The organism is Longibaculum muris (assembly GCF_004343035.1).
Lineage (GTDB): Bacteria > Bacillota_I > Bacilli_A > Erysipelotrichales > Coprobacillaceae > Longibaculum > Longibaculum muris.
The window spans coordinates 29,589-54,559 of record NZ_SMCQ01000021.1 but is presented as its reverse complement, the minus strand read 5'-3'; the positions used below and the strand labels follow the sequence as shown (position 1 = coordinate 54,559).

The 24,971-nt window shown below is 27.6% G+C and carries 25 protein-coding genes and 2 riboswitches; of the genes, 8 read left to right on the top strand and 17 right to left on the bottom strand.

The window, feature by feature from the left end:
• Positions 1-157: 157 nt before the first annotated feature.
• The 3 genes from EDD60_RS12405 to EDD60_RS12395 all read right to left on the bottom strand — a co-directional run bounded on the left by EDD60_RS12405 (position 158) and on the right by EDD60_RS12395 (position 3,574).
• The gene (locus EDD60_RS12405) at positions 158-1,555 is read right to left on the bottom strand and encodes a leucyl aminopeptidase family protein (protein ID WP_066447233.1); all 1,398 of its coding nucleotides are present in this window, start codon (positions 1,553-1,555) and stop codon (positions 158-160) included.
• 66 nt (positions 1,556-1,621) lie between these two features.
• Positions 1,622-3,163: an amidohydrolase gene (locus EDD60_RS12400; RefSeq protein WP_066447231.1), complete on the bottom strand. Its 1,542-nt coding sequence runs from the start codon at positions 3,161-3,163 to the stop codon at positions 1,622-1,624.
• A gap of 48 nt (positions 3,164-3,211) precedes the next feature.
• A complete protein-coding gene (locus EDD60_RS12395; RefSeq protein WP_066447229.1) occupies positions 3,212-3,574 on the bottom strand; it encodes a hypothetical protein in 363 nt (120 codons plus the stop codon).
• Between the two features lie 221 nt (positions 3,575-3,795).
• On the opposite strand from EDD60_RS12395, the gene EDD60_RS12390 reads away from it, so the two are divergent.
• Positions 3,796-4,632 carry a hypothetical protein gene (locus EDD60_RS12390; protein ID WP_066447228.1) on the top strand — a complete coding sequence of 279 codons (837 nt, stop codon included), beginning with the start codon at positions 3,796-3,798 and terminating at the stop codon, positions 4,630-4,632.
• Positions 4,633-4,772: 140 nt separating this feature from the next.
• Here the strand turns inward: EDD60_RS12390 and lysA are convergent, their stop codons facing one another.
• From lysA to EDD60_RS12370, 4 genes are read right to left on the bottom strand one after another with little or no spacing between them, the layout of a single operon-like run.
• A complete protein-coding gene (gene lysA, locus EDD60_RS12385) occupies positions 4,773-6,083 on the bottom strand; it encodes a diaminopimelate decarboxylase (protein WP_066447226.1) in 1,311 nt (436 codons plus the stop codon).
• 12 nt (positions 6,084-6,095) lie between these two features.
• The gene (gene dapB / locus EDD60_RS12380; RefSeq protein WP_066447224.1) at positions 6,096-6,839 is read right to left on the bottom strand and encodes a 4-hydroxy-tetrahydrodipicolinate reductase; all 744 of its coding nucleotides are present in this window, start codon (positions 6,837-6,839) and stop codon (positions 6,096-6,098) included.
• Between the two features lies 1 nt (position 6,840).
• The gene (dapA, locus tag EDD60_RS12375) at positions 6,841-7,737 is read right to left on the bottom strand and encodes a 4-hydroxy-tetrahydrodipicolinate synthase (RefSeq protein ID WP_132226469.1); all 897 of its coding nucleotides are present in this window, start codon (positions 7,735-7,737) and stop codon (positions 6,841-6,843) included.
• 10 nt (positions 7,738-7,747) lie between these two features.
• Entirely contained in the window at positions 7,748-8,215 is a 468-nt protein-coding gene (locus tag EDD60_RS12370) for an ACT domain-containing protein (protein WP_132226468.1), read from the bottom strand.
• Positions 8,216-8,279: 64 nt separating this feature from the next.
• Positions 8,280-8,452, bottom strand: a riboswitch (Lysine riboswitch).
• 96 nt (positions 8,453-8,548) lie between these two features.
• Between EDD60_RS12370 and EDD60_RS12365 the strand changes: the two genes are divergently transcribed.
• Both EDD60_RS12365 and EDD60_RS12360 read left to right on the top strand, forming a co-directional pair.
• Positions 8,549-9,622 carry a metallophosphoesterase gene (locus EDD60_RS12365; RefSeq protein ID WP_066447215.1) on the top strand — a complete coding sequence of 358 codons (1,074 nt, stop codon included), beginning with the start codon at positions 8,549-8,551 and terminating at the stop codon, positions 9,620-9,622.
• Between the two features lie 60 nt (positions 9,623-9,682).
• Positions 9,683-10,351 carry a BglG family transcription antiterminator gene (locus EDD60_RS12360; RefSeq protein WP_132226467.1) on the top strand — a complete coding sequence of 223 codons (669 nt, stop codon included), beginning with the start codon at positions 9,683-9,685 and terminating at the stop codon, positions 10,349-10,351.
• Between the two features lie 24 nt (positions 10,352-10,375).
• Here EDD60_RS12360 and EDD60_RS12355 read toward each other — a convergent pair whose 3' ends face one another.
• The 10 genes from EDD60_RS12355 to rpmH form a co-directional block, all read right to left on the bottom strand.
• Positions 10,376-11,638: a hypothetical protein gene (locus EDD60_RS12355; RefSeq protein ID WP_066447202.1), complete on the bottom strand. Its 1,263-nt coding sequence runs from the start codon at positions 11,636-11,638 to the stop codon at positions 10,376-10,378.
• Positions 11,639-11,701: 63 nt separating this feature from the next.
• A complete protein-coding gene (locus EDD60_RS12350) occupies positions 11,702-11,923 on the bottom strand; it encodes a hypothetical protein (RefSeq protein ID WP_066447199.1) in 222 nt (73 codons plus the stop codon).
• 1 nt (position 11,924) lies between these two features.
• Entirely contained in the window at positions 11,925-13,259 is a 1,335-nt protein-coding gene (gene mnmE, locus EDD60_RS12345) for a tRNA uridine-5-carboxymethylaminomethyl(34) synthesis GTPase MnmE (RefSeq protein ID WP_066447197.1), read from the bottom strand.
• A gap of 97 nt (positions 13,260-13,356) precedes the next feature.
• Positions 13,357-13,593, bottom strand: coding sequence for a hypothetical protein (locus tag EDD60_RS12340; protein WP_066447194.1), 237 nt, complete (start codon positions 13,591-13,593; stop codon positions 13,357-13,359).
• A 4-nt stretch (positions 13,594-13,597) separates the two neighbouring features.
• Entirely contained in the window at positions 13,598-15,106 is a 1,509-nt protein-coding gene (locus tag EDD60_RS12335; RefSeq protein ID WP_066447191.1) for a serine hydrolase, read from the bottom strand.
• A 1-nt stretch (position 15,107) separates the two neighbouring features.
• The gene (locus tag EDD60_RS12330) at positions 15,108-15,536 is read right to left on the bottom strand and encodes an RrF2 family transcriptional regulator (protein WP_066447186.1); all 429 of its coding nucleotides are present in this window, start codon (positions 15,534-15,536) and stop codon (positions 15,108-15,110) included.
• Positions 15,537-15,644: 108 nt separating this feature from the next.
• Positions 15,645-16,244, bottom strand: a complete 600-nt coding sequence (locus EDD60_RS12325; protein ID WP_066447185.1) for a Jag family protein — start codon at positions 16,242-16,244, stop codon at positions 15,645-15,647.
• Positions 16,245-16,258: 14 nt separating this feature from the next.
• A complete protein-coding gene (locus EDD60_RS12320; RefSeq protein WP_066447182.1) occupies positions 16,259-17,119 on the bottom strand; it encodes a YidC/Oxa1 family membrane protein insertase in 861 nt (286 codons plus the stop codon).
• Positions 17,120-17,121: 2 nt separating this feature from the next.
• The gene (gene rnpA / locus EDD60_RS12315; RefSeq protein ID WP_066447180.1) at positions 17,122-17,457 is read right to left on the bottom strand and encodes a ribonuclease P protein component; all 336 of its coding nucleotides are present in this window, start codon (positions 17,455-17,457) and stop codon (positions 17,122-17,124) included.
• Between the two features lie 42 nt (positions 17,458-17,499).
• Positions 17,500-17,634 carry a 50S ribosomal protein L34 gene (gene rpmH, locus EDD60_RS12310; RefSeq protein ID WP_003535525.1) on the bottom strand — a complete coding sequence of 45 codons (135 nt, stop codon included), beginning with the start codon at positions 17,632-17,634 and terminating at the stop codon, positions 17,500-17,502.
• 584 nt (positions 17,635-18,218) lie between these two features.
• Here rpmH and dnaA point away from each other — a divergent pair.
• The 5 genes from dnaA to EDD60_RS12285 all read left to right on the top strand — a co-directional run bounded on the left by dnaA (position 18,219) and on the right by EDD60_RS12285 (position 24,884).
• A complete protein-coding gene (gene dnaA, locus EDD60_RS12305) occupies positions 18,219-19,562 on the top strand; it encodes a chromosomal replication initiator protein DnaA (RefSeq protein ID WP_066447178.1) in 1,344 nt (447 codons plus the stop codon).
• 148 nt (positions 19,563-19,710) lie between these two features.
• Positions 19,711-20,814 carry a DNA polymerase III subunit beta gene (gene dnaN / locus EDD60_RS12300; protein WP_066447175.1) on the top strand — a complete coding sequence of 368 codons (1,104 nt, stop codon included), beginning with the start codon at positions 19,711-19,713 and terminating at the stop codon, positions 20,812-20,814.
• Between the two features lie 89 nt (positions 20,815-20,903).
• A riboswitch (cyclic di-GMP riboswitch) is annotated at positions 20,904-20,977 on the top strand.
• Between the two features lie 48 nt (positions 20,978-21,025).
• Positions 21,026-23,272 (top strand): sensor domain-containing diguanylate cyclase, encoded by a 2,247-nt coding sequence (locus tag EDD60_RS12295; protein ID WP_132226466.1) that lies wholly within the window; start codon positions 21,026-21,028, stop codon positions 23,270-23,272.
• Between the two features lie 48 nt (positions 23,273-23,320).
• Positions 23,321-23,992, top strand: a complete 672-nt coding sequence (locus tag EDD60_RS12290; protein WP_066447168.1) for a response regulator transcription factor — start codon at positions 23,321-23,323, stop codon at positions 23,990-23,992.
• Position 23,993: 1 nt separating this feature from the next.
• Positions 23,994-24,884, top strand: a complete 891-nt coding sequence (locus EDD60_RS12285) for a sensor histidine kinase (RefSeq protein WP_066447166.1) — start codon at positions 23,994-23,996, stop codon at positions 24,882-24,884.
• Positions 24,885-24,971 lie beyond the last annotated feature (87 nt).

Here is a 24,971-nt window from a genome sequence, read left to right as displayed (position 1 = left end):
GATGGTTGATCCTTCACCCTCTAAATATCTTTTGACAATACTTAATTTTAATTCTTTTGAATATTTATTTTTTCTTCCCAATATAAAAACCTCCCATATCAGTGTTTAATTATTTACACTGTCTACTGGGAGGTTATCATATCATTTTCATAGTTTTTTATTCTTTTACCATATTAACTACACTACGTACCATTGCTCCAGTGGCAGCTGTTCCATCATTATCAGCAGTACCAGCAATATCTAAGTGAATCCATTTTGTTCCTTCTTCTACAAAAGCTTCTAAGAAGTTAGCAGCAACACTTGCTCCAGCACCTGCTTTACCAACTGAATTTTTAAAATCTGCACTATGTGATTTAAGTTTTGCAAAATATTCTTCATCGATTGGTAAACGCCAACCTTTTTCATCACTTTCTTTCATAGCCTTATCAAATTCTTGATAATATTCATCATTATTAGAGAATACTCCTGTATAGATATCACCTAATGCTGAAACACATGCCCCTGTTAAAGTAGCTAAATCAATAAGTTGTGTAGCTCCTAATTGTTGAGCATATGTAATTGCATCACATAGAATAAGTCTTCCTTCAGCATCTGTACTAATAATTTCTACTGTTTTTCCTGATAATGTTGTAATAACATCTTGTGGTTTATAAGCTTTTCCACTGACTAAGTTTTCTGTTGTTGGAATAATGCCATATACATTAGCTTTAGCTTTTAATGCACCTAAAGTTTTCATAACTCCTAATACATCTGCACCACCACACATATCATATTTCATACCAAGACTATTTCCTTTTAAATTATATCCACCTGAATCAAATGTTAATCCTTTTCCTATTACAGCTGTATATGGAGTATCTGCATTTGTATATTTTAAACAAATCATATAAGCTGGTATATGACTACCTAAGTTTACTGATAAAATACCTCCAGCTTTCATTTCTTCTAAAGCTTTTTTATCTAAGATTGTACATTCCATTCCATACTCATCTGCTAATGCTTTTGCTTCTTCAACTAAATGAACAGGTGTCATTAGATTAGATGGTGTATCAGCTAATCTTCTAGCATAGTTGATTCCTTCTCCATAAGCTATTGCTTCATCTATATCTTTTTGTATATCTTCATCACTAATCATTTGTACATCAACAATATTTTTGAAATCATGTCCAATAACATGTTCTTGATATTGTGAAATCATATGACTTTCAATAAATAATCTTGTGATTTGATGGATATTTATTTCATCTGTACATGCTTGTTTAACTATAAAGTTCATTGGTTCTTTTATTTTTTTAGATACTGTTTCAAATGCTTTTCTTAGTTTCATTGTTGTGATTTCTTTTGAATCACCTAATCCAATAAAAAGAATAGATGGAAAAGGTAATTTTCCTAATGTATGTATTTGTGTTATTTGATTATATTCTTTATTAACAATTGTATTTAAATCAAAACCTAATTTCTCAATTATTTCATTACAAATATCTTGATCTTTATAAATTGGATAAATTCTACTTTCCTTATATTCATTTAATTCACTATATTTTATCTGTTTCATCTTTCTTTCCTCCATTTATATATATCCTATCACTTTTTTAACAAGATAAAAATAGAAAAATGGTACTTATCCATTTTTCTCATAAACGACTTTTCCATCTTTAATTGTCTTTATAATTTCAATATCTTTAATATGTTTTTTATCTACCTTCAAAGGATTATCACTTAAAATAATCATATCTGCCTTTTTACCAACTGATAAGCTTCCTTTATCTTTTTCTTCATGATATTGATAAGCTGCATGAACTGTTAATGCTTTTAATGCTTCAATTGGTTCAATACATTCTTCTTTTCCTAAGGTTTTTCCATTGATTGTTTGTCGGTTAACAGCTATTTGAATTGTTTCTAACATATTTGGTTCTATTACTGGTGCATCTTGATGCATTGTAAATGGTAAATGATATTTTAATGCTGAATGAAGGGGACTAATTGTTTGTGCTCTTTCTTTTCCTAATTGTCTTAAATGAATATCTCCAAAATAATAAACATGTGCTAGGAAAAATGAAGGAATCATTTTTAGTTCTTTAATTCTTTGCATTTGTGATTCTCTCATCATTTGAGCATGTATAATAACTGGTCTAATATCTTGTGAACATACTTGACTATATTGATTGATATAATGTTCAATGGCTTGATCACCATTACAATGTGCTAAAACTTGCATATCCTCTTTGATTGCTTGTTGGAGATTATTTTTTATTTGTTCATCATTTAATGTTGGATATCCATATGTACCATCTACATAAGAAGCAATTGTCCATGCTGTTTTATTTTGTGGTGAACCATCTAAAAACATTTTATATCCACCAATTTTAAAATGATGATGATATTGTTTTTTATAATCTTTAAAGACTTCTTTAAATTGAACAGCATCATATCCTAAATATCCTACAACATCTAAGAAAAAATCATCTGTATCAACTAACATTTGATAAATATCTTTTAATTCATCAACAATCATTCCATCTTGAATCGTTGTTATTCCATAGCTTGCATATTTTTCCTGTGCTTTTGTATAAGCCTCTTTTAACTCATCTAATGATTTCATTGGAATCTTTTGGACATATGAAGTATAAGCATTTTCTTCTAAAAACCCAGTCATATAATTAATTTTTCCACCTACTGGTGAAATTGTCTTTTCATTAATATTTAATGCTTGTAATGCTGGTGTATTCATAACTCCACAATGTCCTGTATAATGTTGTATACAAATAGGTATTGTTGATGAAACAGCATCTAATTCTTGTTTTGTTATATGTCTTTTTTCTTTTAAATTTTCTTGATTATATCCTTTACAATTAATAAATTGATTTTCTTTTATTTTATTTGCTTTTATATATTCTAAAATACATTTTTGAATATCTTCAATAGTTTGACAATCATCTAATGCCACTTGTAATAAACCCATTGCATATCCACTTAAATGACTATGTGCATCTATAAACGATGGCATTAAAGTATGTCCTTTTAAATCAATAACCAACATATCTTCTTGATATAAATCATCATATTCTCCAACACTTATAATTCTTCCATTTTCTTCTACTAATGCATTTCCTTGGTTTTCATCCATTGTTATGATTGTTCCATTTGTATATATTGTTTTCATAATATTGCCTCCACAAACTTATTATCTTCCTCATTTATGAATGCAATATTAAAATAACCAATCAAACAACAAAGACTTTGTCTTTATATCTTTTGTAGATTCACAATAATTGACTTTCAATTCTCCTTCAAGTGTTTTTCCTTTTCCCTTCCCAATGACTATTTTATAGATTCCTTGTTTAAAACTAGCTTGATAATCTTTTTGATGATCAGCTAAAACTTGATCCTTATTATCAACTCCTTTAACCCATTCTTTATAATCTTCTAATAAATTATTTTTTATATCATACATTTCTTGAATATCACTTTCTTGATTAGAATTTGCTATTATTTTATATTTTGGTTCATGACTTTTGGCTTGAACACTTACACATAACATTCCTGCTAATATAACAAAAATAATTTTTTTCATTGATTTCACCTCATTAGTGATTATGAACATAATTGGTAAAAATATACAAAATTACTCTATAAAAAAAGAAAAAATCAATTTTCTTGCGTATATATATAATAGGAGGGTTTATTTTTGGGATAAAATACGAAAATATTTACAAATTGCAAATTTTTTGATATATTATTTTTAGAAGAAATATCACAATTTTGTAAGTGTTTTTGAGAAAGTGAGGTGATGATATGGAGCAAGGTTTGGTGGAAACCAAAAGTAAATACCAATGGGCTATTCAAAGTTTTACTCTTATGGATGATACTTTCATGCGTATTATTTTTAAAGATTATCAATGTTTACAACTTCTTTTAGATATTATCTTTCAAAAACACCTTCATATTATTTCTTGGCATACTCAGTATGACTTAAAAAATTTATATGGACGTTCTTTAATTGCTGATATTGTTATTGAAGTAGAAGGTAGAAAGTTTATTAATATTGAAGTACAAAGAAGTAGAGATGGTGCTCATCCTAAAAGACTAGAGTTACATAAAAGTCTTATGATGGCAAATACAACATATCCTCAAGATAAATGGGCTGATATACCTGATATAAGCATTGTATTTATATGTGAAGATGATATTCTTAATGAAGGTAAACCTATTTATTATATGCATACAACATATGATGAAAATGGTAAGTTTGTTGATAATGGTGTTGAAAGTATTTATGTTAATGGAAAAATAAGAGATGAAACACCTTTAGGTAGATTAATGCACGATTTCTTTTGTACAAGAGCAGAAGATATGTATTATGCAGTGTTGAGAGAAAGGGTTAATTATTTTAAGAATGAGGAAGGAGCTGAAACTATGTGTGCAATTATGGATGCTATTAAAGAAGAAGGAATTAGAAAGGGTAAAATGGAAGGTATAGAAGAAGGTAGAATTGAAGGAGAAAGAATAGCTATTATGAAAATGATTAGAAATCTTTCATTTGAAGAAGGTATTCCTTTTATTGAAGCAATGATGAAATTACATATTCCTCTTAATGAACAGGAATCATATATGAAACTTCTTGTTTCATAAAAGATAATTATACTAAAAATAATCCTCCTAAACATAATAAGCAGGAATTAAAACGTAGGCGTTATTAAAGAAGAATCCTATTTAAAGCTACTTTAACAAAAAAACGTAGATACATATTTCATGTATTTACGTTTTCATTTTTATTCATAATCTTCATTTGTATCATAATATGTTAGATCATCAAATGTTTGTCTCCTAATAACAAGTTTAGACTTTCCTTGATAAGTAAACACAACAGCAGGTTTTGGTAATTGATTATAATTAGAAGCCATTGAATAATGATATGCCCCAGTAGAGAATTGAGCAAAAATATCACCTGGTTCAGGTTTTGCTACCATAACTTCTTTAACAACAATATCTCCTGATTCACATATTTTCCCTGCAACTGTTACTTTTGTATCTTTTGGTTGTTCAGCTTTATTTACAATGACACCTTCATAATCAGCATCATATAAACATGTTCTGATATTATCAGTCATTCCACCATCAATACTTACATATGTACGAACATCTGGAATTTCTTTAATTGCCCCAATTGTATAAAGTGTAATCCCTGCATTACCAACAACATAACGTCCAGGTTCTACTAAAACCATTGGCATATCCCAACCACGTTTATCATAACCTTCTTTAATTGTTTTCATAATCTCTGTTGTAATGACTTCAAAATCTAATGGTTCATCTTTTTTAGTATAAGCTATACCATATCCACCACCAGCATTGATTTTTGTAACCATAACACCTAATTGATCATAAATTTCATAAGCAAATCCAACAAATCTTTTCATTGCACTAATATAAGCATATAAATCAAAAACTTGTGAACCTATATGACAATGAATACCTTCAAACTCAATATGAGTAGACTCTAAAATTTTTGAAATTGCCTCTAAATAAATACCATGTCTCGCACTAAATCCAAACTTTGTATCTTTATGACCAGTTTGAATAAAACCATGACCCCCAGCTTTAATTTCAGGTACTACTCTCACTGTCGCATATATTGTCTTATCTAATCGACTAGCAATTTCTTCTACTAATTCTATTTCATAAAAATTATCAATTACAAAATGATCTACATCATGTGATATTGCATATTCTATTTCTGATGGTAATTTATTATTACCGTGGAAATAAATCTTATGTGGATCAAATCCAGCTTTTAAAGCTATTGAGATTTCACCAGCACTGACACAATCAATTCCTATTCCATATTCATTAGCTAATCTATAGATTTCTAAACAACTAAATGATTTAGAAGCAAATAATGGTAAAACATTTTCGTATTTATCTAAGAATTTTGTTTTTAATTCATTCATTTGATGACGAATATGTCCTTCACTCATAACATAAAGTGGAGTCCCATATTTTTTAACTAAATCCATAGCATTGACATCATCTATATATAAAGTATTGTCTCTAATTTGAGCAAATTCTGTTTGTAAAACCATCCCTAATCCCCTTTAGTATAAATTTTTTAAAGTAAACAATCCATTTTCTTTATCTACAATTGCATTACAAGCTGAGATAGCTCCTTGTACAAAAACATCTTTAGATAAAGCCGTATGTTTAACCTCGATAATTTCATCATGACCTGCAAACAATACAGTATGTTCACCAAAAATTGTTCCAGCACGTACTGATTGAATACCAACTTCATTTTTTTCACGTTTATGATGAACTTGACTACGATCATAAACTTCTTTTGTTTCATCAATATCTTCATGAATAACATCATATAAAAGTTTAGCTGTTCCTGAAGGTGCATCTATTTTTTGATTATGATGCTTTTCAATAATCTCAATATCATATCCTTGTTCATAAAACTCTTTTGCAACACTTTTAACAATCTTTGTTAACATAGAAACACCAAATGATGTGTTATATGATTGAAAGATTGGAATTTGTGAAGAAGCTTCTTCTATATGTAATTTTTGTTGATCATTAAATCCAGTTGTTGCAATAACCAAAGCACAATGATTCTTAATACCAAACTTTAAAATATCTTCTAAATTATTAGGATGAGAAAAATCAATAATAGCATCTACCTTTTCATTAACTTCTTCTAAAGATGAATACATATTTTCGTCAATTTTCTCATCAAAGACAGGAGAAACAATACCAACAAGATCCATCTTCTCATTGTCTCTCACTGCTTGGGCAACCTTTTTACCCATTAATCCATAACCATATACAATAACATTCATATTAATAACCCTTTTCTTCAAATTTTGCCATAGCATCAAATAATAATTTCTTATTAGCTTCAGTTGTTGGAATAAGTGGTCTCCTTACCATTTCTCCACATACTCCTAGTTTAGCTAAAGCAACTTTTGGCATAATTGGATTCACATCAACAAATAAATACTTACTTACATCATTAAAGTCATAAGCCATTGCTCTTGCAAGTTCCATATCGCCTTTTAATACAGCTTGAGCAAATTTTTCTGTTTCTCTTGGATAAACATTAGATAATACAGAAATAACACCTTTTCCTCCCGCAGCAATAAATGGCAAGATATTATCATCACATCCACTATACATATCAAAATCTAAATCTCTTGTTTTTGTTAAAACATCCATAGCATAAGCAATATTATCAGTAGCATCTTTCATTGCTTTAATATTCTTATGTTTTGCAAGTTCTACAACTGTATCAACTGCAATATTCATTCCAGTACGTCCTGGTACATTATATAAAATCATTGGGATATCAACTCTATCAGCAATATAAGTATAATGTTCAATTAACCCTCTTTGACTTGTTTTGTTATAATATGGTGTAACAACTAAAATTGCATCAGCCCCTACTTCTTTAGCAAACTTTGCTTTCTTTAAAACTGTTTCAGTATCATTAGAACCAGCCCCAGCAATCACTTTAACTCCAGTTCCTTTAGCCATTTCCATAACTATTTTTGTTAATTCAAATTCTTCTTCAATTGTAATTGTTGGTGTTTCACCTGTTGTTCCATTTACCAATAAAGCTTGTACCCCACCATCAATCATTCTTTGAACTTGTCTTTTAAATCCTTCAAAATCTAAACTTCCATCATCATTCATTGGTAATACAAGTGCTACAGCACTTCCTTCAAAAATTGGTTCCATAATATCCTCCTTATAATTGATAAGCTTTTTTTATTTCATTAACCGCTAATTCCATAAATTCACTAGGAATAACACAAGAAATAGAAATTTCTGATGTTGTAATTTGTAAAAGTGGAACTTGATATTTTCCTAAGATTTCAAAAATATGAGCAGCTACCCCTATTTCATCCTTCATCTTTTCTCCTTCTACCATAACCTTAGCAACATTACGACTTTGATAAACCATAATTCTTGGATGCTTTTGTTTAATATTTTCAATAGCTTCATTAAGTTTTTCTTGATCCTTTTGATCACATGTAAAATCAATTCTCATCTCATCTTCTAACATGGCTTGTGAAATCATATCAATATTAACACCATTCTTAGAAATTTCTTGAAAAATGCTACCGACAAATAATGAATTCTTTTCAACATTTAATAATTTTACTTGAATAATCTGATCATTATACTCAACTTGAGTAATTGCATTTTTATCCATCTTCCTGCCTTCTTTCTATTAAAAAAATTGCAATGATACCATTGCAATCAATAAACAAATATATGAACGCAATAGCACCCCACTTTAATCTCTTAAAGTGACAGTGGCATAGATATTCTCTATACCCCCAGGAAATCATAACATGCAAATTATAACTCCTTCGGCAATTGCCCCTCTTTCTTTTTAGTTGCATCTATTCATAAAAGAATTCTTGACTCTTGCGCCTCTATCTTGACTTAATACTATCACAACCCTTATCTGAAAGCAACCTTTATTTTTATGCACAATCATTGCTTTTATGATATACTAAAGAACAAGAAATGAGGTTTGGTTATGAAATTATTTTTTATTCTTATGTTTCTCTTTATTATTATAGCACCTTTTATCTATTTTCAGCATTATTTTCACTCTATAAATAAGCTCACCAAAATGATTTTTTCATTCTTATCACTTTTAACTCTTTTCGTTACCTTAATAAAGATTTATTTTCATCCTAATTCACCATTTTTCTTTATATTAACCCTAATATTACAATATTATATGTTATCACTCTTTGTCAGTATGATTTTACTTATTATCTATCAATTCATCTGTAGATGTTTGCATAAACAAGTCATTCAAAAAATATCTATTATTCTTATAGTTATATCTATAAGTTTTGTATCTATTGGATATATTACTCATTTTCATAAAGTTAAAGAACCTTATCAGATAACTATTCATAAAGAATCTTCACTTGATTATTTACATATTGCGTTTGTAAGTGATATGCATCTAGGTTCTGGAACCTATTTAAATGATGTAAAGAATTTTGTTGATGCTATGAATAAAAATGATTATGATCTTGTTTGTTTTGGTGGTGATTTATTTGATGAAACGACTCCTAAAGAAATGATTCCAGAAGCTTTAGCACTTTTATCCCAAATAGATAGTCGTTATGGAATGTATGCAGTGAATGGTAATCATGAACACTATGCTCAGTTTCTTGATCAGCAAGCTTATAAAAAAAATAATATTCATCTTTTAAGTGAAAACTATGTATGTGTTAATGGTCTTTTTAATATAGTAGGTAGAGAAGATGTTAGTGCTAAAAGTCATATAACTTATCAACAAGTCATTCAAAACATGGATACCTCATTACCTACTATTGTTTTAGATCATAATCCAAAACGTTATCAAGAAGTTATGAGTGAATCAGATTTACAATTATCTGGACATACTCATGCTGGACAGGCATTTCCATTATCATTAGCAACTGCTCCTTTATATGATAATGATTATGGATTACTCTTAAAAAACAACTTTTCTTTGATTGTAACAAGTGGATATGGGTCATGGGGATTTCCGGTTAGATTCATGACACAATGTGAATTTGTTGATATCATGGTAACATTTTCAAAAAAGTGATTTTTGTTATGGACAAATACTAACAAATAATATATCATATGAAAAGCGAGGTAAGGTAGTATGGTTATAGAATTAGATAGTCAATATGAAAATAGAAAAGAAGTTATTGAAGATATTGTAAACTCTTTTATTAATGAACATTCTATTAGCGTGTCTCAAACAGCTTTTGATAATTTAATTATTCATTTATCGTTATGTGTATCTAGAGAACTTCATGGAACTTATATTCCTACAAGTGAAAGTCAAATTAATCATTTAAAAGAACATGAGTACTATGGAATCTCTAAAGAAATTGTCAAAGCGTTAAATAACAAATTCAATATTACAATTGATGAAAATCAAATAAGCTATGTGACTATGTATTTAGCAAATATTAACTTATTAGATATCGATTTTAATTGTGAATTCGATTTATGTGATGATGAAATGGAAGAAATTATTAATGAAACTATTGAACGCATTCAAAATCAATTAAAAATTGATTTAAAAGAAAATAATGAATTCTATACAGGAATTACATTACATTTTTATCCTGCATTAGATCGTTTACAAAACAATCAACAATTAACAAACAATCCACTCAAGGATCAAGTGCAATCACAACATGAAACTGAATTTAAATGTGCTGAAATCTTTAACTCTGTTGTTGAAGAACATTACCACAAATCATTTAATGAACATGAATTAGCATATATTGCTTTACATTTTGGTACTGCACTCAAAAAATAAAGGAACTTTCAAAAAGTTCCTTTTTTAATTTTGAACATCAATATCTATATAATATTCATCCTGATTTAAATCAATATCTTTTTGATAAACTTTCAAATCTTTTTTTAATCCTAAATTATCATCTTTTAGACTATATGGTTCTTGTAATATTAGTTTAATCTTTTGTGAAGTTATATTTAATGATGATTGATATTGTGTCATATAATTAAAATTATGATCTTGTTTTGATTTTAAAGCAACATAATAATTCTGTAAATATTGATAATTTAACTTAATAGATGAATCAGCAGGAATTTTGACTTCATGACTGATTTGATAATATGCATCATCTATAATGTATTCTATAGAAAACATTTCAATTGGAACATTATTTTCTATCATTTCATCAATGAGATGATAGAAATTTTGATTGATAGAATCTTGATTAATTTGATACTGCTTCTCTTTTAAGAAGATATTATTTTGTTCTAATAATATTGCATCAATAGCCTTCTTAACTGTTATTTTTTCTTCATCTATCTTAGCTTTTACCTCATGACTCTCCTTATTTAAATTACTATCACTATATCCAGTTAAATGAATATCTTTTATTTTTTCTTTTGATATCAACATAGGTGTTAATGCATATTCTCCATTATCCATCATAATTTCAAATATTTCATCTTCATTCTTATCTATGTTGTAACAGTAAACTTTTTGATTTTTGGGAATATCAACTGTTAAATAACAAACGGTTCCATCTTGTGGGTATTGTCTATCTACAAAACGATAGACATAGACCTCTTGTTTTAATAAGTCTTTCATTTGTTGGGATAGTTTTTTAGGTTGGTTATCTAATAACTGTTTGATTTGATTGATATTATGAGGTAATGTTCTTTCAAATAATTGATTTTCTTTAGAATATTGATATTGATTAATAAATTGTTGTAAGTTGATTTGATAATTAATTGATTTTCCATTCGCTTCAATCATGAATTCATCTTTATTTGATAAATATCCTAAATAAGGATATTTCAGTTGAATTGTTTTTTCTTGTTGACTATGATTATATAATTCATATTCTTCTTTTATTAGAAAATTATTTGAAATATTTATTTCTGTATTTCTAGTAGCAGTGATATCTTGTGGATGGTCAATTTGTAAAGGCATAATGGCACCATTATAATAAATATTATAACCTTCATATTTTGAACCATAGGTATATATGTCCATAATAATTACACATAAAATTGTCACTATAGCTAAACCAATAAGAAATGTATTTCTTAATAAATGTCTTTCTTTCATAATTATTGCCTCCTTTCATAAAAGAAAAATGAGATTATCTATCTAATCTCATTATATCAGCAATTATTTGTTTTTCAAAACTTTATATAGTGCATACAAAATAATACATTCAAATAAACAAGAAAGCATAACTATCATAAATATATAACTTATAATAGAAAGAACATTATTCCCTCTATTGAATGCTGTAACACCTAAGAAAATAACTAAACTGACTAAACCAATTGTTCTTAAATATTTAAAAAACTTATAGAATCTTTCTGATAAAACAGTATATTTTCCCATCTTATTTACCTATACAAAAGCGTTTGAATAATTCATCTAATAAATCTTCTTTTGCTCTTTCTCCTAATATTTCTTTTAAGTTTTCCCAACTATCATATAAATCAGTCACAATCAAATCAGTTGGTACCTGATTTTTCATTGCTACAATCGCATTATCCAATGACTCACTTGCTCTTTGTAATAATTGAATCTGTCTTGCATTAGCTAAAATATCTTCTTGTCCAGCAGTAATTTGTCCTAACTCAAATCTTTTCTTAATCTCTTGAATCAAAGCATCAATATCATTATCTCTAGCACTAATAGAAATACCCTCTATATCAATATTATGTCCTTGATCTTTTTTATTCACAACAATAATTCTTTGGGTATCTTTAGATAACTCTAATAATTCTTCATCTTCTTTACTTAATGGTACTGAACCATCAATAACTAATAAAACCAAATCAGCTTTATGAATAAGTTCTTTTGATTTATGAACTCCAATATTTTCAACAATATCATCAGTATCTCTAATTCCTGCTGTATCAATCATATTTAAAATAATATTATCCAAACGAATTGTTCCTTCTACAATATCTCTTGTTGTTCCAGCAATATCAGTTACAATCGCTTTATCTTCATTTAACAAGGCATTTAATAAACTTGATTTCCCAACGTTTGGCTTTCCTATAATAACAGTTGAAATACCATCTTTTAATAGATGAACATTTTTAGATGATTCAATAATATGATTCATCTTTTTTTGTAAAGATTGACTTTTTGGTAATAAAGAATCAGCAGTTAATTCTTCTACATCTTCATATTCAGGATAATCAATATTCACTTCTATTTGAGTAATAATTTGAATTAAATCTTCTCTTAAATCTTCAATAAAATGACTAATATTTCCTTGAATACCTTTTAATGCTAATTCTGTAGCATAATCATTTTTAGCAGTAATCAAATCACTAATCGCTTCAGCTTGAGATAAATCAATACGTCCATTTAAAAAAGCACGCTTTGAAAACTCACCATGTTCAGCCATTCTAGCACCTTTTTTCAAACAAAGATTCAAGACTTTTTGAGTAATGTAAACACCCCCGTGACAATTAATTTCCACCATTTCTTCACCAGAAAAAGTTCGCTTACCACGATAAATATTAACTAAGACTTCATCAATCTTTTGCTCACCATCTTTAATATATCCATAAGTAATTGTATGACTTGCTTTATTTAAAATCTTACCAGTAAAAAACTCTTGAACAAAAGCAATACAATCTTTACCACTTAATCGAATAATAGATATTGCTGCTTCTAATCGAGAAGTTGCAATCGCAACAATAATATCATCATTCATCTTTTTTCACTTCCTTTATGTTATTCTTATATAGTATAACAATATCCATCTAAAATATCTATGATTTCAAAGAAAAATCTCAGTTATAAACTGAGATTTAACAATAAGCAGCTAAATACATTTGTGGATTATCTTTATATTTTTCAGCCTCTTGTTGACTTAGAAAAACTGTATAATGAATTTGATTTGAATAAATCACATGTGGACCTTCACATCCCGAATATCCTTCTATACTAAAAGTATATTCTTTTTCATTTCCTTCCACATTCATAATTTGACCTGACATAACATAACCATTCATTAAAAAGTATACCATTGTTCCTTCTTTTAACATATATTTACCCTCTTTCATAAAGATTAGCTGCAACATAAACAATATCTTCTAATAATTTCTGCATTTTTATAATAATTGGATGTTCTGATAATCCATAATGCTCGGCCATTTTCACTGTTTTTTCAAATGCTAACCATGTACAACCATTTTCATCTTCCCAAACAGCTATTTTTAATGGTAATGCAAGAGCAATACTTTGATCTTCTATCATGAGATTAGTTCCTACTTGAGGTGAACCAAATACCAATACTGTTGTTGGTCTTAATTGCATATGAACTTGTTTTGCATTTTTAGCATGATCAAACTTTGCAAAAAGTGGGATTTCTCTTTTTTGTAATTCTTGTTCTAATCGTTTGACAGTTTCTTCAACTGAAAATTGTCCTTCCATCAAATACAACTGATTATCATCATAATTTGTTGATAATAAATCACCAAATGCTGCTGCGATTTTTCTTCCTAAATTCGTAAAATCAATATTTTCTTTATTGGCTAATAGAGTGACACAAACCAATTCTTGTGGATCAGTGAAACGACTTAAGAAAGATGAATAACCTTCAATACTTCCTTTAATATCCATTAAACCACGATGTTTATAGAATTGCCATCCAGCAACACCAGGAACTTCCTGACCATTTGGTAAATGCCAAGCCTTATAAACTTTTTGACGATTTTCTAATTCATGGATTAAAATTCCACCAGCTAAACCAATATCCCAAAATGAAATATCTTGAGCACTCGCCCATATATCATGATATCCCCTTAATGAAGTTATTTTTTGAATATCAATTTCTTCTTCATCTTTATTATAACTTTTTGCTATTTCTGTTGGATCTACATAATTTCCATCTTTTTTAAAGAGTTGATGCAGAAATTCTGTTTTAGAAATATCTTCATGATAAAATTGATTTAAATCTTCATAGAAACCTGTATGTTTTAAATTTAAATAATAAATTTGTCTATCCATAACAAAATCATGATAACTTTGATGACTGACTCTTTCAACAATTTCACTTAACAATAAGAAATTGGTTGCAACTTTTTCAACTGCTTCTCCTGGCTGAAAATGTAAAGGTTCAGCCTTTAATAAATCAATAATTGCTTTAAACTCCATACTTTCATGATAATCAGGTAAACCACTTGCATGATGTAATAAATCTATTACTTTAATAGCTTCCCATGACTCAGGTATATCATCAATATATTTTTTAATTGATTCATTTAAATCTAATAAACCATCTTCAAATAACTGCATAATTGCGACTGCGCAAAAGGCTTGTGAAATATCTCCGACTGGCCACATTGTATTAACACTTGCTAGTCTTTTTTCTTTCACATCACTTAGTCCATATCCTACAACTCTAGGAATATAAGGGGCTTGTACAATAGCCAATGTTAAGCCTGGTATATCTTGTTCTTTCATAAAATCAATAATCATTTGATCAATACTATAACCTAAATAACTTACATCCTTATTACCTCTTAATTTCATTTCACTGTGTTCTCTTGTGTTCATATTATTTTCCTTCCTCATAGATATTTTCTAACTTCATTAAAATATCTTTGATTGTTAAAGTCGCTAAATAACTTTGACATGATTTTTCTAAATCATCACATAAATCATCAACAACATGAGACATTCCACTACTTACCATACAATCTTTATTCATATCACCACTACGCCATGAAGTTTGACATATCTTTATATGTATTGCATCGTATACTTCTTTTAATGTGATTTTCTCACTTCCAATTTCAGCATAATATCCACCATTAACCCCAACTTTTGTTTTTACAATTCCTGCTTTTTTTAGTTGAGATAGTACTTTTCTAATTCTAACAGGATTAACACAGACATTATCAGCTAATTCTTCACTTGATAATTGCTTATTTTCTTTCCTTAAATAAACCAAAACATGAATAGCTATAATAAATTCACTTGGCATCCTTCTCACCTCTAAACTGTAACTTTTTTTATTACAATTTGATTATATATCATTTTTTATAAATATCAAATTATATGCTTGTAAAATAAAAAACCCTATCGCTAGGGTTTAATCTACATATGAAATTGTAATATATCTATTTTTTCCTTCGCCTTTACTTTCTGTTTTTAAATGATTCATTTGTGAAATAACTTGATGAATCACTTTTCTTTCATCAGCAGGTAAAGGATCAAGTTTAACATCAGCTTTTGTCTTTAAAACTTGTTTACCAAGTCTTTTAGCCATAGATGATACTTTCTTATATCTGTTTTCTTTATATCCATTAATATCTAAACTAATTTCAATTCTTTTCTTAAATTGAGTTTGAATAGCATTTTTAGCAATAAAATTAAATGCTCTTAAAATCACACCATTTTTTCCAATTAAGATAGAATTATTATCAGTATTAATATTACAATAAATACGTCCATCTTGAATATAAGATACTGTTTCAACAGTAAATTGCATATTTGTAAGTGTTCTTCTCACAAAATCTTCTAAATACTCTTGTACCATATTTTGTGTGTAACATTCAATAACGACTTTTTTAGAGAATAGACCTCTCTTTTCTTCAATAACTTCATAAGTAAGTTGATCTAAAGTCACACCTAAATCAAGACATGCATTTTGAACAACTTCTTCTTCAGTTTTTCCCTCATATGTTTTCATATATTTTTCCGTCCTTATTTATCTCTTTTCTTTTCAATATGGTAAATTTGAATATAAACTGTTCTAATGACAGTAATTAAACTTGTAGTAATCCAATATAATGACATCGCAGTTGGCATTGATAAAGCAAACCATACGATCATTGCTGTCATAACAATATTCATTGTTTTCATTGATTGTTGTTGTTTTGAAACCTTATAACGAGGATTTCTCTTTAACATAATATTGTTAATTTCAATAGCAAAATATTGTGTAATACCTACTACTGCAACAATAACAATATATACCCAATTACCACTTGTAATTTGTGACATTGGTGTAGCACCTAAGTTTAATCCAAATAAAGTAGAAGTATATAAAATTTCAATTCTTTGAACAGCTTGCCACATTGCTAACATAATTGGCAATGTTAAGAAAGTTGAAAATGAACTAAACATACTGATATTGTGCTTTTTATATAAAGCTTGAATTTCAGCAGATTGTCTCATTTGTGAAGCTTGATCTTTTCTTCCAGCATATTTTCTTTGGATTTTTTCCATTTCTGGTTGAATTAATTGCATCTTTTGAGTAGATTCAGTTGATTTGATCATAATTGGTAAGATTAAGAGATTGATAAAAGTTGTCATACCAACAACTCCCCAAGCTACATTACCAAATACATCACTTATAAATAAGATACCTTTTGCAATTGGAATTGTTAAGATAAAATCAAAGAATCCAGCTTTTAAACTCCAAGGTGTTGCTGCATTAATTGCACGTGATGCTAATAAGTTTCCTTTTGAATCTAAGTTCTGACCACAACCTGTCAAGACAAAGACAAAGGCAACTAAAGCAAACACCTTTAAAAACTTCTTCGTACGTTGATCTAAATACATTTTTACTTTTCCATCCTTTTATTTATTTTGTCATAGAGATACTTTAAATCTTTTAGATTTTCTTGATATGAACTCTTTAAGAATTTTTGTCTCACTATCACAATAAAATCCATTTTTTGATCTTTATCAAAAACCTCTTGAATCATCATTCTGACTTGTCTTTTCGTTTTATTTCTAACAACAGCATGACCTAACTTTTTACTAACGGAGATTCCCACTCTCATATGTTCATCATTAGGCAAATAATAAATGACAAATTTATGATTTGCTACTGATTTTTTCTTATGAATAATGGTTTGAAAATCTTCATTTTTCTTAATTCGATATAATTTTTTCATATTTTTTTAGAAAAAAAACCACATTAAAGTGGAATTTTTTTGTTAGGCAGATAAAACTTTTCTTCCTCTTTTACGGCGACGAGCAAGTACTTTTCTTCCGCCTACTGTTGCCATTCTAGCTCTAAAACCATGAGTTTTTGATCTTTTTCTCTTATTTGGTTGATATGTTCTTTTCATTGATTACACCTCCAAAATTTCTATATTTTTTTATACACAGTAACATATGCTCCATTATTATATGGTTTTTGCCCATATAAGTCAATGAAAATATCTAAAATTCTTTATACTAACCCCTTGATTTTGTTCATAAAACAAGCATTTTTCTAGCTATTATTTGCTAGTGGCAAGATATAAAAAGATATTCACTATTATTGTGCTTATTTTTTATTATTTTACATTTCTTTACACATAACTTCTTTATCTTCCATATTTTTTGCACAACTTAGCAACGTTGTGAAAGTCTTTATGCACAACTGTGCAAAACCACCCAAAATCTATGATATATCTACATTTTTTATGTGCATAATAACATGCATATGTTGTGAATCTAGTTATGCATAAAAATAAATTCACATTTATTCACATAGCATAACTTTTTATGCACAATTCCCCATCTATGAAATTTGTGTATAATCAAAAAAAGCTCCATTAATCAACACTTTTTAATGTGCGTAACTATGTGCACAACCTGTGAATGGGTTTTTTCTGCTTCATTTTATGCACAATTTCCTCTATAATATGATGTGAGAGAAGGTGAATATGTGAATAATCTTGATATAGACTGGCAAAAAACATTAAATCTCTTTAAAAATAGATTAGATGAATTTGGAATTGATAAGATTACTTTTGATTCTTTCTTCACAACTCTACAAATTAGAGATATTGTGGCAAGTGATGTCACTGTAACAATTGATACTCAATGGAGTTTAGATGTTGTTTTGCCTTATATAGATCGTTTAGAAGAAATTTATAACACTTTAACAAGTGGTCATTACCATTTATCCCTAGTCACAGAGGGAGATTATAATAAGTCTGTTTTACAAAAGAATAGTTTATTAAACTTTGAAGATAATTTGAATCCTGATTTAACATTTGAAAACTTTGTTGTTGGTAATAGTAACCGGATTGCCCAAAATGCCTCTTTAGCCGTCGCAATGAAACCTGGTATTTCTTATAGTCCATTATTTATTCACAGTAATTCTGGACTAGGAAAAACCCATTTATTGAACGCTATAGGAAATTATGCAAAACACCGTGATCCAGCGACTAAAGTTTTATTCACAACAAGTGAAAACTTTGTTAATGAATATATTCAATCCTTATCTAATCATACTATTGATGAATTTAACTATAAATATCGCCATATTGATATCCTATTAATAGATGATATTCAATTTATGGCTACAAAAGAATCATCTAGTGAAATATTCTTTAATATTTTTAACAGTCTTATTAGTAATAAAAAACAAATTGTCATTACATCAGATAAACCACCTCGTGATTTACGAGGAATGGAAAGTCGTTTAGTAAGTCGTTTCTCATCTGGTTTAACTGTAAGTATTGATACCCCAGAGTTTGAGACATCTAAAGCTATCTTAAGAAAGAAAATTGAAGTTGAAAATGTTGATTATCCAATTTCTGAAGATGTCTTTGATTTTATTGCAACACATTTCAATACTGATGTTAGAGAACTGGAAGGAAGCTTGAAACGTTTGTTGTTTTATAAGCTTATTTGTGGGAAAAAGCTTGATTGTATCGACTTAAATTTTGCTTTAGAAGCATTTAGTGATACTTACACCCAACCTGCTCAAAAGAAAGAATTAACTGTATCAAATATAAAAAAATGTGTTGCTGACTATTATAACCTAACTGTTACGCAGATTAACTCGAAATCGCGTACATCTAGTATTATTGTTGCTAGACATATTGCAATGTATTTAGTAAGAGATTTAATTGATGATATTTCTTTTATTCAAATTGGTCATGAATTTGGTGGGAGAGATCATTCTACTGTCATGAAAGCATGTAGTAAAGTTCAAAAAAAGCTAGAAAAAGATATGAACTATCGTCAAGCTATTGATGATATTAAAAAGAAACTTGTATAAAACTTGTGCACATCTATCCACAATTTGTTCACATGTTATTTTTAAAAAAATATTGATAAATACACAATATTTATGAGTTATTCATATTGTGCACAGTATTATTATTATGATATTATTTAAATAATAATAAATATAAAGGAGAAAAAAGATGAATTTTAAAATAAAAAGATTAGAATTACTAAATGCTTTAGCTAAAGTATCTAGAGCTGTTTCTATGAAAAGTCCTTTACCTGTTTTAACAGGAATTAAATTTGATTTAAAAGAAGATGAATTAATTTTAACTGGTAGTGATAGTGATATTACTATTCAAACAAGTATTCATGAGAATATTGAAATTATTGAAAAAGGTTCTGTTGTTTTATCTTCTCGTTATATATTAGAAATTATTAAAAAGATTGATTCTGAAGATGTTCATATTTATATTGTTGATGGAACATTAACAAGAATTGAAGGAGCAAGTTCTCGTTTTGATTTAAATGGTACATCTTATATTGATTATCCTAGAATTGATTTAAATAAATCTGGGGTTAATTTACAGATGAAAGCTACTGATTTAAAAGAAGCTATTGAACAAACATCATTTGCAACAAGTGAAAAAGAAACAAGACCAGTTTTAACTGGGGTTAACTTTAAAGCTAAAGATCATGTCTTAGAATGTATTGCAACTGATAGTTATCGTTTAGCTAAACGTATTTTAAATATTGATTCTGATGTATCTTTTAATATTATTATTCCTAAGAAAAGCTTAATTGAGATTAGTCGTATTATTGAAAAAGATGAATTGATTGATTTATATGTATCTGATCGTAAAGTTTTATTTATCTTTGATTCTGTATTAATTCAAACAAGATTAATTGATGGTTCTTATCCTGATACAAGTCGTTTAATTCCTAATGATTTTGATTATTCTATGACAATAGATAGTACAAGTTTATTAAATTCTATTGATAGAGCATCTTTATTATCAAATGAACAAACAAATATTATTAAATTATCAATGAATGAAGATCAAGTCATGTTATCTTCTTATTCTCAAGAAATCGGTTCAGTAGAAGAAAACTTATCAAGAGCTTTCTATAAAGGTCAACCTTTAAATATTTCATTTAGTGCAAAATATTTAAATGACGCTATTAAAAGTATTAATGGTGATAAAGTAAGAGTATTATTCACTGGTGAAATGAAACCATTTATTATCAAAGACTTTGAAAAAGAAGATATTATTCAATTGGTTTTACCAGTAAGAACATATTAATAAAGGAGTCTCTTTTAAAAAAGGAGACTTTTTTTATTTACCAATAGTCATCCGCTTGAATAAGATATTTGCTGTGATATAATTGAGATAGAATATATAGGCAAAACTATCGAAAGGTAGTGACGCAAAGCTATAGGGCCTGAAATGGCAGCCAGTTGCATCAATGAAACAGGTGCAAACCTGTTTATTTTTTTAAGAGAGGTTTAATTTAATGAAGAAGTTATTAAAAACATTGATTATTATTGGTTCTATTTTTATGTTGATTTTTTCATTCTATGATTTTTTATCAATTATCAACAAATTAAATACTAGAAATACTCGGGAACATTTATCAGATGTTGGTAAACAAACTGCAAATACTTATAGTGAAATATTTCAAAGTTTAAAGGTTTCTATTGTGAATACGAGTGAATTGATTAGTACAAGTTTTGAATCACAAAAAGATATTGGAAATATTTTAGAGAATTTTTGCCATAACAAGAATTTATTTGCTAGAGTGTGGTATGTTGATGAAAATCATTTATTACAAAATTATTATCATAAAATGACATACCGTTCAAAGAATGATTATATTGATAAAATCTTTAAAGGCGAAGCAGGGATTACGAATTCTTTTATTTCTGATTATAATCATGATGAAGTGATTGCTATTTACGCACCAGTTTATAAAAAGAATAAGGTGGTAGGTGGAGTTGTTGGGATTTTAGATTTGAATAGTGAAAATAATAATTATATTTATCAGGATGTTTTTGATAATCAATCATATGTTTTTGCGGTTACTGGTGATGGACAAATTATTTCTAAGATTAAAAATACACATACTTTATATAATGGAGATAATTATTTTGAGTTTTTAGAAAAAGAAGTTCATTTTGATCAAGGAAGTTATCATGGAATATTAGAAATGATTGATAAAGAAAAATCTGGTTATTTTTCTTTTTCTTATCAAAAGAATAAAAGATATGTATATATGACTCCAGTAAAGATTAATAATTGGTATATCTTTACAGTTATCTCAAATAAAGTTATTGATCAACAAAATAATTATATTAATCAAGCAACTTCTTTATTAATTATTAAAATATCTATATTCTTTTTGATTATGTTATTTTTTATTGTAAGATATTTTCAAAAGATTAATTCTCGTTATGAAACAATTAATAAAGAATTAAAGACAAGTAATAAAAAGATTGCGTTACTTTTAAAGCAAAATAGTGATCGTATATTTGAATATAATATCAAAAATGATAGTTTAACTTTAGATGCTTGGAATGATTATCCTAAATTATTATTAAATAGTTTTCTTAGTAATTTACATAATTATAATTTTGTTTCAAAAGAACATGAACAACTTTTAAAAGATTCTTTTCATAAAATTATTGAGACTCATCAAAAAGTTATCTTTGATGCAAAGTTCCCTTATATTAGTAAAGATGATGAGACTTGGTTTCATGTTTCTATAATATATAATGAAGATAATGAGAAATTAATTGGAACTTTAAGAAATAGTAGTAGGGAAATGAAAGAGTATAATGTTCTTGTACAAGATCATATGTTTAAAAATTCTATTTATTCACAGGCTTTTGCGATGTTTGCTGTGAATTTAAAAACACGTAAAGTGGTTATTTATCAAACGGGTGGTATTTATTATAATGCTATTGATGTGGAATATAATGATGAATTTATTAATAAGCTTTTAAAAAATACATATAAAAAAGATCGTGATAAAGTGAGAATGTTCTTTAATTATAAAAGAGTTCAAAATTTATATCATCATCATGATGGACATGATCGGATTGAATTTCGTATTTTTAATGAACAGACAAATGATTATATGTGGATTCGTTTTAGGATTCAATTTGAAAGACAAAGTAGTAATAATGAGTTATTGATGATTGCTTATGCAAATAATATTCATTCAGAGAAATTAAGACAATTAGAAAATGAGTTTAAGGCTCAAAGAGATGGGTTAACAGGGTTATATAATCGTCAGACATTTAATCAATTGGTTGATGATTATTTGAAGGAAGAATTTTCTGTTGCTCGTTATGATGCTTATATGATTGTTGATTTGGATGATTTCAAGAGTATTAATGATACATTAGGTCATTCTTATGGGGATGAAGTAATTCAAAGAGTTGCAGATATATTGGAAAATAATTGTTATGAAAGTGGCTATGTTGGGCGTTTTGGTGGTGATGAGTTTGTTATTTTCTTATATGACCAAGAATCGAATGCTCAAATAGAAAATAAGGTTAGAAAAATATTGAGGGAAATTAATGGAATTAAGTTTGATAAATATTGTGAGATATCTGCTTCTATAGGTATGACATTTGTAAAAAAAGAAAAGTTTCATCAGGAACTTTTTGAAATGTGTGATAAAGCTTTATATGTATGTAAGAATAGTGGAAAAAATAGATTTTTCATTTATACAGAAAATGAAGATATTGATGAATAGTCAGTATCTTTCTTTTTTTATTTCATGTATAATAATAATGGTGATTGAATGAAAAAAATTTTATTAGTAGAAGATGATATTGATATTGTGAAACATTTAATTTCTTTTTTAGAGAATGAAGGTTTTTTTGTGTATCATACTGATGGTCAAACTAAAGCAATGGATATGATAGAAAATCAATATTTTGATCTTATCTTATTAGATTTATCTTTAAAAGAGGGGCATGGTTTTTCTTTATATCATCAAATTAAATCTTATCAAGATATTCCAATTATATTTTTAACTGCAAGTAATGACGAATACAGTGTTGTTACTGGATTAAATTTAGGGGCTGATGATTATATTTCAAAACCATTTCGGCCAAGAGAATTATTATCACGTATTTCTAATGTTTTAAAACGTTATCAAAGACAGAATATAGTTTTTAAGTATCAAGATATCAAATTAAATACGTTAACTGGACAGGTTCTAAAGAATAATCAAGAAATTATCTTATCGGCTTTAGAATATAAATTATTGTTAATATTTATTTCTCATCCTCATCAATTACTTTCTAGAGACTTTTTATTAGATGAAATATGGAATATCACAGGGGAAGATGTAACAGACAATACATTATCAGTATATATGAAAAGATTACGTCAAAAAATAGAGGATGATCCTAAAAATCCTTGTTATATTAAAACATTAAGAGGTTTAGGATATAAATTAGGAGACTAATATGTTATATGGTATTTTGCTTATTGTTATTGGTATTTTGATTTTAAAAATTTATAGAGATCATAATAAAATTAAAAAAATATCAAGACAAGTGAATCAAGTTTTATTTCAACAATCTGATTTATATGTTCAACAATTTCAAGAAGGTGAATTATCTATTTTAGAAAGTGAAATTGTGAAATTGGTGAATCGTCTTTATGAACAAAATCAGCTTTTAAATCAAGATAAAATCTTATTAAAACAATCATTAGAAGATATCTCTCATCAAATAAAAACACCACTAACATCTTTAAATTTAATTCAAGAAAGATTAAAAACTGCTTCTCAAGAAGAAAAAAGAACATTATTAAAACAACAACAACTTTTACTTCAAAAAATAGAATGGTTGGTAACCACTTTATTAAAAATGGCACAACTAGATGCTGGTACAATTACTTTTCAAAAAGAAACTATTAGTAATGATCATTTACTTCAAGAATTAATTAAACCATTTGAGATTGCTTTAGAATTAAAGAATTTGAAAATAAATAAGAATTATCAAAATGATTATCTTTACAATATTGATTTTCATTGGACAATAGAAGCTTTATCCAATATTCTTAAAAATAGTATTGAACATATTCAAGAAGAAGGAATTATTGAAATAAGTATTGATCATAATCCTTTATATGATGAAATTATTATCAAAGATAATGGATCTGGAGTTGATCAAAACGATTTACCTCATTTATTTGAAAGATTTTATAAAGGACATAATGCAAGTGAAAAGAGTGTAGGCATTGGTTTAGCATTAAGCCAAATGATTATTGAAAAACAAAATGGCACAATCAGTGTTGAAAATACATATCCAGGAGTTAAGTTTACGATTCATTTCTATCATGAAGTGATCTAAACTTTTTTTCTTAGTGACAATATTGTCACTTCATAGTCATGAGGATGTCATGTGTTATGGGTATAATAGAGGTAAAGGGGGAAAGAA

What these genes read in the sequence shown, in the direction of transcription:
- EDD60_RS12405 (WP_066447233.1), bottom strand. Translation starts at nt 1,555, where the DNA reads ATGAAACAGATAAAATATAGTGAATTAAATGAATATAAGGAAAGTAGA.
- EDD60_RS12400 (WP_066447231.1), bottom strand. Translation starts at nt 3,163, where the DNA reads ATGAAAACAATATATACAAATGGAACAATCATAACAATGGATGAAAAC.
- EDD60_RS12395 (WP_066447229.1), bottom strand. Translation starts at nt 3,574, where the DNA reads ATGAAAAAAATTATTTTTGTTATATTAGCAGGAATGTTATGTGTAAGT.
- EDD60_RS12390 (WP_066447228.1), top strand. Translation starts at nt 3,796, where the DNA reads ATGGAGCAAGGTTTGGTGGAAACCAAAAGTAAATACCAATGGGCTATT.
- lysA (WP_066447226.1), bottom strand. Translation starts at nt 6,083, where the DNA reads ATGGTTTTACAAACAGAATTTGCTCAAATTAGAGACAATACTTTATAT.
- dapB (WP_066447224.1), bottom strand. Translation starts at nt 6,839, where the DNA reads ATGAATGTTATTGTATATGGTTATGGATTAATGGGTAAAAAGGTTGCC.
- dapA (WP_132226469.1), bottom strand. Translation starts at nt 7,737, where the DNA reads ATGGAACCAATTTTTGAAGGAAGTGCTGTAGCACTTGTATTACCAATG.
- EDD60_RS12370 (WP_132226468.1), bottom strand. Translation starts at nt 8,215, where the DNA reads ATGGATAAAAATGCAATTACTCAAGTTGAGTATAATGATCAGATTATT.
- EDD60_RS12365 (WP_066447215.1), top strand. Translation starts at nt 8,549, where the DNA reads ATGAAATTATTTTTTATTCTTATGTTTCTCTTTATTATTATAGCACCT.
- EDD60_RS12360 (WP_132226467.1), top strand. Translation starts at nt 9,683, where the DNA reads ATGGTTATAGAATTAGATAGTCAATATGAAAATAGAAAAGAAGTTATT.
- EDD60_RS12355 (WP_066447202.1), bottom strand. Translation starts at nt 11,638, where the DNA reads ATGAAAGAAAGACATTTATTAAGAAATACATTTCTTATTGGTTTAGCT.
- EDD60_RS12350 (WP_066447199.1), bottom strand. Translation starts at nt 11,923, where the DNA reads ATGGGAAAATATACTGTTTTATCAGAAAGATTCTATAAGTTTTTTAAA.
- mnmE (WP_066447197.1), bottom strand. Translation starts at nt 13,259, where the DNA reads ATGAATGATGATATTATTGTTGCGATTGCAACTTCTCGATTAGAAGCA.
- EDD60_RS12340 (WP_066447194.1), bottom strand. Translation starts at nt 13,593, where the DNA reads ATGTTAAAAGAAGGAACAATGGTATACTTTTTAATGAATGGTTATGTT.
- EDD60_RS12335 (WP_066447191.1), bottom strand. Translation starts at nt 15,106, where the DNA reads ATGAACACAAGAGAACACAGTGAAATGAAATTAAGAGGTAATAAGGAT.
- EDD60_RS12330 (WP_066447186.1), bottom strand. Translation starts at nt 15,536, where the DNA reads ATGCCAAGTGAATTTATTATAGCTATTCATGTTTTGGTTTATTTAAGG.
- EDD60_RS12325 (WP_066447185.1), bottom strand. Translation starts at nt 16,244, where the DNA reads ATGAAAACATATGAGGGAAAAACTGAAGAAGAAGTTGTTCAAAATGCA.
- EDD60_RS12320 (WP_066447182.1), bottom strand. Translation starts at nt 17,119, where the DNA reads ATGTATTTAGATCAACGTACGAAGAAGTTTTTAAAGGTGTTTGCTTTA.
- rnpA (WP_066447180.1), bottom strand. Translation starts at nt 17,457, where the DNA reads ATGAAAAAATTATATCGAATTAAGAAAAATGAAGATTTTCAAACCATT.
- rpmH (WP_003535525.1), bottom strand. Translation starts at nt 17,634, where the DNA reads ATGAAAAGAACATATCAACCAAATAAGAGAAAAAGATCAAAAACTCAT.
- dnaN (WP_066447175.1), top strand. Translation starts at nt 19,711, where the DNA reads ATGAATTTTAAAATAAAAAGATTAGAATTACTAAATGCTTTAGCTAAA.
- EDD60_RS12295 (WP_132226466.1), top strand. Translation starts at nt 21,026, where the DNA reads ATGAAGAAGTTATTAAAAACATTGATTATTATTGGTTCTATTTTTATG.
- EDD60_RS12290 (WP_066447168.1), top strand. Translation starts at nt 23,321, where the DNA reads ATGAAAAAAATTTTATTAGTAGAAGATGATATTGATATTGTGAAACAT.
- EDD60_RS12285 (WP_066447166.1), top strand. Translation starts at nt 23,994, where the DNA reads ATGTTATATGGTATTTTGCTTATTGTTATTGGTATTTTGATTTTAAAA.